The organism is Lactobacillus sp. ESL0260 (assembly GCF_003692935.1).
Classification (GTDB): Bacteria; Bacillota; Bacilli; order Lactobacillales; family Lactobacillaceae; genus Lactobacillus; species Lactobacillus melliventris.
Genome location: NZ_REHO01000021.1, coordinates 1 through 6,914, shown reverse-complemented (window position 1 = coordinate 6,914; position 6,914 = coordinate 1). Strand labels below are relative to the sequence as shown.

Annotated in this window: 6 protein-coding genes; 2 read left to right on the top strand and 4 right to left on the bottom strand. The window is 27.7% G+C overall.

Annotation, left to right across the window (positions count from 1 at the left end):
* Positions 1-94: IS3 family transposase (locus tag F5ESL0260_RS09405; protein WP_147444110.1), on the top strand; the 94-nt coding region annotated here is incomplete at its 5' end.
* A gap of 958 nt (positions 95-1,052) precedes the next feature.
* On the opposite strand, the gene F5ESL0260_RS09400 is transcribed toward F5ESL0260_RS09405, so the two are convergent.
* From F5ESL0260_RS09400 to F5ESL0260_RS09390, 3 genes are read right to left on the bottom strand one after another with little or no spacing between them, the layout of a single operon-like run.
* Positions 1,053-2,663, bottom strand: a complete 1,611-nt coding sequence (locus F5ESL0260_RS09400) for an ABC transporter ATP-binding protein (protein ID WP_122026732.1) — start codon at positions 2,661-2,663, stop codon at positions 1,053-1,055.
* Positions 2,664-2,700: 37 nt separating this feature from the next.
* A complete protein-coding gene (locus F5ESL0260_RS09395) occupies positions 2,701-3,606 on the bottom strand; it encodes a hypothetical protein (RefSeq protein WP_034981289.1) in 906 nt (301 codons plus the stop codon).
* Positions 3,603-4,331, bottom strand: a complete 729-nt coding sequence (locus F5ESL0260_RS09390) for a ThiF family adenylyltransferase (protein WP_147444122.1) — start codon at positions 4,329-4,331, stop codon at positions 3,603-3,605. The genes F5ESL0260_RS09395 and F5ESL0260_RS09390 overlap by 4 nt, the downstream gene beginning before the upstream one ends.
* Positions 4,332-5,391: 1,060 nt before the next feature.
* Between F5ESL0260_RS09390 and F5ESL0260_RS09380 the strand changes: the two genes are divergently transcribed.
* The gene (locus tag F5ESL0260_RS09380) at positions 5,392-6,162 is read left to right on the top strand and encodes a biotin--[acetyl-CoA-carboxylase] ligase (RefSeq protein ID WP_122026729.1); all 771 of its coding nucleotides are present in this window, start codon (positions 5,392-5,394) and stop codon (positions 6,160-6,162) included.
* Positions 6,163-6,820: 658 nt separating this feature from the next.
* On the opposite strand, the gene F5ESL0260_RS09375 is transcribed toward F5ESL0260_RS09380, so the two are convergent.
* The coding region (locus F5ESL0260_RS09375) for an IS3 family transposase (RefSeq protein ID WP_147444110.1) at positions 6,821-6,914 on the bottom strand (94 nt) is incomplete at its 5' end.

Sequence of the window (6,914 nt, the reverse complement as noted above, 5' to 3'; positions counted from 1 at the left end):
TTACGTTTACTGGTTCAATCATATTAGAAGATCAAACAAACTAAAATACACGACCCCGATCAAATATCGAAATCGTGCATTGAGTCTTGCGTAATATTAAAATGTCTAACTTTTTAGTTGCACTTCATTATCAAAGTATTTTGCAGCAATATAATATTGCAATCTTGACTAACTGTCAAATACCGATCTACAATTTAGTTAGTGCCAAATTTTTGTGGATAATAAGCTTTCAGCCCTTACCTGCTGCTGTTTATAGTTTTCATTTTTAAATTATTTGCTCAGATAGCTTTAATATCTGCCCGCTATTAATAATTCCCTAATCCAGTAACGTGTCTTAACTGCTTCCGTAAAAATTTGCTTGGGACTGCTCATAATATACGAAATTTTCTTTACCTTAAAGCAAAAAAGCAAAGCACTGATAAGCAATAGTTTGCGTATTTAAAATATACTTACCTTTGTTGTCTTTTCTGGGTTTATCAATATTGTCTAGCTGTCCAATTATTTAATATAGCCCAAATCTATTAATTATGCATACTCTCAAATATTTACTTATCAGTTATTGTGTCCTGACACATGAACTTGTTGGTTATTAATTTTTGATCTAAAATAAAAAGTTAGCTTGACAATCACTTATTTCATATAACTGACTTCCTTGTTAATGCACTTTTTCAACACATGGACCCTAAGTGTCCAATACTTTTCAAACAGATTTAAGCAAGGAAATAACGAAGCTGCCAATTTTTATAACGACGTTAATTACTATTAGGATAAAGCGTAAAAAATGCTTACAACTCAAACCCACTTTAGCACAAAACAAAAGTGGTAAAGGCAAAATTGAGCTAGCCTCATCTCCATCACTAACGTTAGAATGTTTATATATAAAAAATCATAATGAGACTAGTGTGCAAGAGAACCGTTTAACTGGTAAAGACCACACTGCTATCAAAACCTAATCAATAACCTAAGTGTGAAACTTGTGTTAACTATCATCAAAAAAATTTATACTTAATTCTTGACATACTTCATATTTTTACTTTTGATTTTCACTGTACTTAACAATTTAATCTTAAAGTTTTATTTTCAAGTACATAGTGTGTAAAATGTGCATGTTTAAATTCAATATCGTCATAATAATGAGCAACCTCAATCACTGTACAATCTAAATTTTGAATAATTTTATTTATTTTGTCCGACATTTTTGGATCTAAACTAGAAGTTGCTTCATCAATTAAAATAATTTTTTTATTAAAAAGAAGAGCTCTAGCAATTTCGATTCGCTGCCGTTGTCCACCAGATAAGTTTTTCCCACTTTCACCATAATATCTATTTAAAGCATCGTTACCTAGTTCATTAATCAATCCTACTTTTTCAAGAACAAATAAACAATCTTTAGTTGAGAAATCCTCGCCTAAAGTTAGATTAAAACGCAAAGTATCATTAAATAAGTTGGGATTTTGTCTTATATAAGCAATCCTACCAGATTCGAGAATATTGTTTATTTTACTATTCTTTTCCCTCAAATAAATTTTTCCGCTACTTGGTTTAATAGAACCCTGAATCAAATTAAGTATTGTCGATTTACCAACACCAGAAGCTCCTGTAATCAAAATTTTTTCTCCAAAAGTAATATTTAAATTCAAATTATTGATAATCTGTTTACCATTTGAGTACGTAAAATAAACATTTTCAAAACAAATTTTTGGCTTAATATCTTTCGATATTTTTTTAGGAGCTTTAAATTCAATCATATGTTCACTATAAGATTTTCGAATTTCTTGAGTAGTTTTTATCTTACTAAGATACTCTGAAACTGTTCCTAATGGACCTACGACTCTGTCACTAGCCATAAAAATACCAATCAAAGCTGCAGAAGATATCTTTCTTTGAATAACTAAAAGCAAGCCAATACCAATAGGTAAAATATAACTAACAACTGAAAGAATTGAAGCGACAAAAAAAGTAACAGCTTGCCAGTTATTCATAAGTAAATAAGAATTTTCGGATTCATTTAAATACTTATCTGTATCATTGTACATATACTTTTCAGCTAAATAAGTTTTGATAGTATTGGCTCCATTAAATAAATCAGTTACCTTACTTAAAAATCTACTACTATCTTTCTGCCACTTTGAAGAAGTGGCAGTTAATTTTTTACCAAAAATCTTTGGAGTTATCATAGGTAATAAAGAAAATAAAATAAACAAAATTCCAATAGGTATGCTTAAACTTAAAATATAAATTCCAGAGATTAATGCCATTAACAAAGACGCAAATACTTCAAACATCAGACTAAAGTAATCTGTTTCAACCAATTTAAAATCATTAAATATTTTTGAGACATTATCCGCAGTATCACTACTAAAAGTTGAAGTATTAATTTGCCCATAAATAAAATTACTTTTGAGCTTTACATTAAGCTTTTTTATTGCTAAATTTATTAACATTTTTCTTAAAGTCATTGAAAAATACACAATAGCCATTGCTGAAAAGCTTTTGACAGCATAAAACATTACTTCTAAAAATGTTGAGTTATGATTAAAATTTGCTATAGAAGAAAGTACCTGTGCCAAAACTACTCCATCAAATGATGAAATAATTGTTGTTATTATTATTGAAAATACGAGCCAATTAGGTAACCATCTAATTATGTTTTTTATTTTCATTTTTATCACCGTTGTATATTAAATTAATATATAATACTTAATTGATTGATATTCTATTTTTGGAAAACAAATACCAATACCACCACTTTTCAGGAGTCTTAACTATTATACTGTTTATCAGTCTGTGAATATTATTATTAATCTGTCCTACTGTCATATCTTTTATATTTATCTTGGAATAAAATCTTAATTCATAATGAGGAAAATCATCTATTCTTGTAAAAGTAACTGGTTGTATATTTGAATTATTTCGTTTAGCTAAGGCTGCTAATCCGTACGCTACGGGAAAGAAATTATCTAAATACTTAGTACGATACTTGGGTTTAGGACCTAATGTATATTCTGGAAATTCAAGTATATTTTTTGAATTTTTTAATAAATTATCCAACTTAAAAAGAGCATTAACTGGGTTAGATGTGTCTAAAACTTCTGTTATGTACTTTTTTAAGCTCGATAACATTACATCTAAAATGGACCGCATATGCTCCCCTTCATCACCATTAGCTAATGGAACATTTTGAATTCTTAAACTCGCCAATATTATTGGTATAGAATAAAAATCTCCCCAATGTGGACTAAAAATTATCGTATTTCCTCTCTTAATATCATTTAATTTTTCTTCATTTATAATAATTAAATTATTTTTTAGAAAACACTTTGTCTGAGAAAATAAATAAACAAATATAGCATCAGTTTCTTGAAACAAAATATAGTTAGCCCATTTTTTGCTCAGTGACTCTTGGTTTTTTAAATTAGTAAACTTCATGGCTTTACTTGCAATTGTCACAAGGTCTTGAATATTTTCTTTTTTTTCGTTTATTTCAATTTGTCTAATTAAAGAAATTTCTTTCCAAATCAAATCAAGTTGATTACTTTTTTTTAATACTTGGAAAAGACGTTGATCATCTAGATCACTCAAATACATAGAAAAATCATAAATCATTCTGTTGACTCTTTTCTTATCATAGTCTTTCTTATTTGATACAAGTTCATATCAAACTCATTAAAAGAGTTTATCAATAACAAGTTATCATTATTATTAAACAATTTAAAAAACTCATTTATCTGAATAGCAGCAATAATTTTTATTATTGGCAAAAACGACATGTTCACCACAGGAGGTATAATTTCCTGATTTTTGTTTCGTCCTAGTTTTGATGTTTCAAGATAATCTTTCCACGTAAATGTTTTTTTAGGAATTACCATAGTTCCTAAAGAGGCCTCATGTCCTGAATAACCTCCACCAACAATATGTGGTACTCCCTTTTTTAAGCATTCATTTGAAACCAACAGTGATACATTTTTTATACTTGGATAATCAGCACACGAAAAAACAAAATCTGTCCCTGCAATTACTTGGTTAATATTAGTCTGATCAACTTTTAAGCTAATGTTATTTATATTTATTGCAGGATTAACAGTTTTACCAAATTTTTTAATAACATCAACCTTTGATTTATTAATATCTTTAGATGTAAAAATTGCTTGATTGGCTAGGTTTTCTGGTTCTACTTTGTCAAAATCAACTATAGTATAATTTTGAACACCTATTCTAAATAATTGCTCAAGTAAATTTGATCCTAATCCTCCACAGCCAATAACAGTTATATGCTTATTCATTAGCTTTTTTAAAAACTCATCAGTAAATTTGTTTTTATTAGGATACATATTCAAATAATTATTTTCCCTATCTAATAGTTCATAATTATTTTTCAAGGACTTATATACTATTAATCCATCGCAAAATAATTGATTACAAAAATCTTTTAGAAAATGTTTATTGATTTTTTTGAGGACAGTTTCTGATTTACCATGTGTAATATTTCAGAGTCAGTAAATTCACCCGTTAAATAAGATATAATATTAATGGCCAATTCATCTGCAGTATATGATATTTGCTTATGCTCGTTATAAATTTCAAATTCTATTTTATTTTTATTTCTATATACACCTATTCCGGGCCTTATCATTGGAATAAACATTATTCACGACCTTTCTAAATATATTTTAATATATCATATAACGTTTTTAATTAAATTGCAACTTTATTTAATTTAATTACAAATTTTTATAATATAAATTTTTAATCCTTGCCTGCTGCTATTTATAGTTTTCTTTTTTAAATTATTTGCTCAAAGGGATTTAATATCTGCCCAACATTAATGATTCCTTGATTCAATAATTTGTCTTAGCTACTTCGCCAAAGTTTGCTTGAAACTGCTCATAATACGGCAACTTCTTTACCTTAAAGTTGCGGGTATAATTTTTAAGTTCATGGCTTGATCAAGCCAGAAGAAATAATGCTTAGATTTCTTGTCTTGATAATATATTCATTTAAAAGTTAGCTACTCATATAAAGTCTGTTTAATACAAATCCACATTGCTTCAATATTGCTTTTTACGACTAGGCAGATGCTACATAAATAAATCTAATAACTTATCAAAAGTGGGATCATTAATTAACATTTTATTAGTATTACGTGATAAATTGTATATTAAAAACTGTAAGTCTTGTAATAAACTAGTCATATAGAAGAAAATCTCACTGAATATAATCTTGTTCAAATTACATTTTAATAGAAAGTTCTTTTCTGTTTTTTTATTTTCCACATAAATATTTTATACTAACTACAATTTATTATAATTTTGCTTCTTAACTAAGCTTGATATATAATATTTTAAAGATTTATTTGAATATCAAAATTTATTTAACAAGGGTAAAATAATCATGATTAAAAATAATATTTCAAAAAATCAAAATCTTATTGCCAATCAATTATCTGACTTACCAATTACTGTAACATGGCTAAAGCAAGTTGATTCTACTAACACATACGCTAAACAGCACTTTCAAGCACAACAATATCAAAGTATTATTTTAGCTGGTAGTGATGTCCAGACACATGGCTATGGCAAACAAAAACGTTATTTTATTTCTAATAGTGGTGGCGTTTATTTGTCGCTTATTGCAAAAGTGCCACACTTAACAACAAGTAATCAAGGACTTTTAACTACTGGAACTGCGTGGTGTCTTCACCAAACTATTCGCCAGCAATTTAATACCATTTCCGATATCAAATGGGTTAACGATTTACTCTTACATGGGAAAAAAATCGCTGGTATTTTGATCGAAAAGATTGCTACTCAAACAGTTATAATTGGTATTGGTTGCAACTTGTATCAGCCTAATTTAGAACAAGCGTTAGCATCTAGTACTAATGTATTAGACTATCCTCCAACCACTGAACAATTTTGCAAGTTTGTAGCCCAATTAGTTAGAAAACTCATGTCATTTATACCTAATTTTACACAAGAGCAATTTCTATATGATTACGAAAAAAACATGTCAATGCTTGGACAAAAAGTAACTGCTATAACAGGAAAGAAAGCAATTACAGGAGATGCTGTCAGACTCGACAACCAAGCAAACTTGATTCTTAATAATCATGGCCAGCTTGTAACCATTAATAGTGGTGAAGTACTTAAAATTAGACAATAATTTATTACTTTTAAGTAAGCAAAAATTAATAAATAACAAGTTTATTATCTTTTCCAATCTTCGCTTAAAGACAGCTAATGTCACAATAAAAAATAGAAATTATTGATCTTTATTCAGCAGTATTTTTCTCATGCCTTAATTATTATGTAAAATGAATTAATCTTTATGTAACTAAAGCTAAACGGACTTAAAAGCTTATATATTATTTAGTTATAATTTACTTCTGTATATTTTTATTCTATAATCTACTAATAAAGAGTAAAACTTTTAATTTAAATATTAAAAATAATTAGTATACCTATCTTTTTAAAAAGCATCGTGCAATAAATGATTTAGTTTTAGTTAAAGCACCTGTACTTATTTCTACCTTTAATTGAAACTGATAACAGTCATAATGAGGTAAGTATTGCTTTATGTAAGAGCTATATTCTTAAAGATAAAGCCAGAATAATAACATATTTACCATTACAATAATATTATAAAACTATACCATTATGAAAAAACGTTTATCTAACTTTCAATTAAGCATAGAATTACATATTATTGAAGTATGTACGAACAACGTAATTGAAATCATTGAATAATAACAAATTAAAGACCAACAATTGATCTGACCCCCCGAAATTGAAGTGCAACTAAAAAGTTAGACATTTTAATATTACGCAAGACTCAATGCACGATTTCGATATTTGATCGGGGTCGTGTATTTTAGTTTGTTTGATCTTCTAATATGATTGAACCAGTAAACGTAA

Excerpts from the sequence above, each read along its gene's own strand:
- F5ESL0260_RS09395 (WP_034981289.1), bottom strand. The coding sequence starts at position 3,606 with ATGATTTATGATTTTTCTATGTATTTGAGTGATCTAGATGATCAACGT.
- F5ESL0260_RS09400 (WP_122026732.1), bottom strand. The coding sequence starts at position 2,663 with ATGAAAATAAAAAACATAATTAGATGGTTACCTAATTGGCTCGTATTT.
- F5ESL0260_RS09390 (WP_147444122.1), bottom strand. The coding sequence starts at position 4,331 with ATGTATCCTAATAAAAACAAATTTACTGATGAGTTTTTAAAAAAGCTA.
- F5ESL0260_RS09380 (WP_122026729.1), top strand. The coding sequence starts at position 5,392 with ATGATTAAAAATAATATTTCAAAAAATCAAAATCTTATTGCCAATCAA.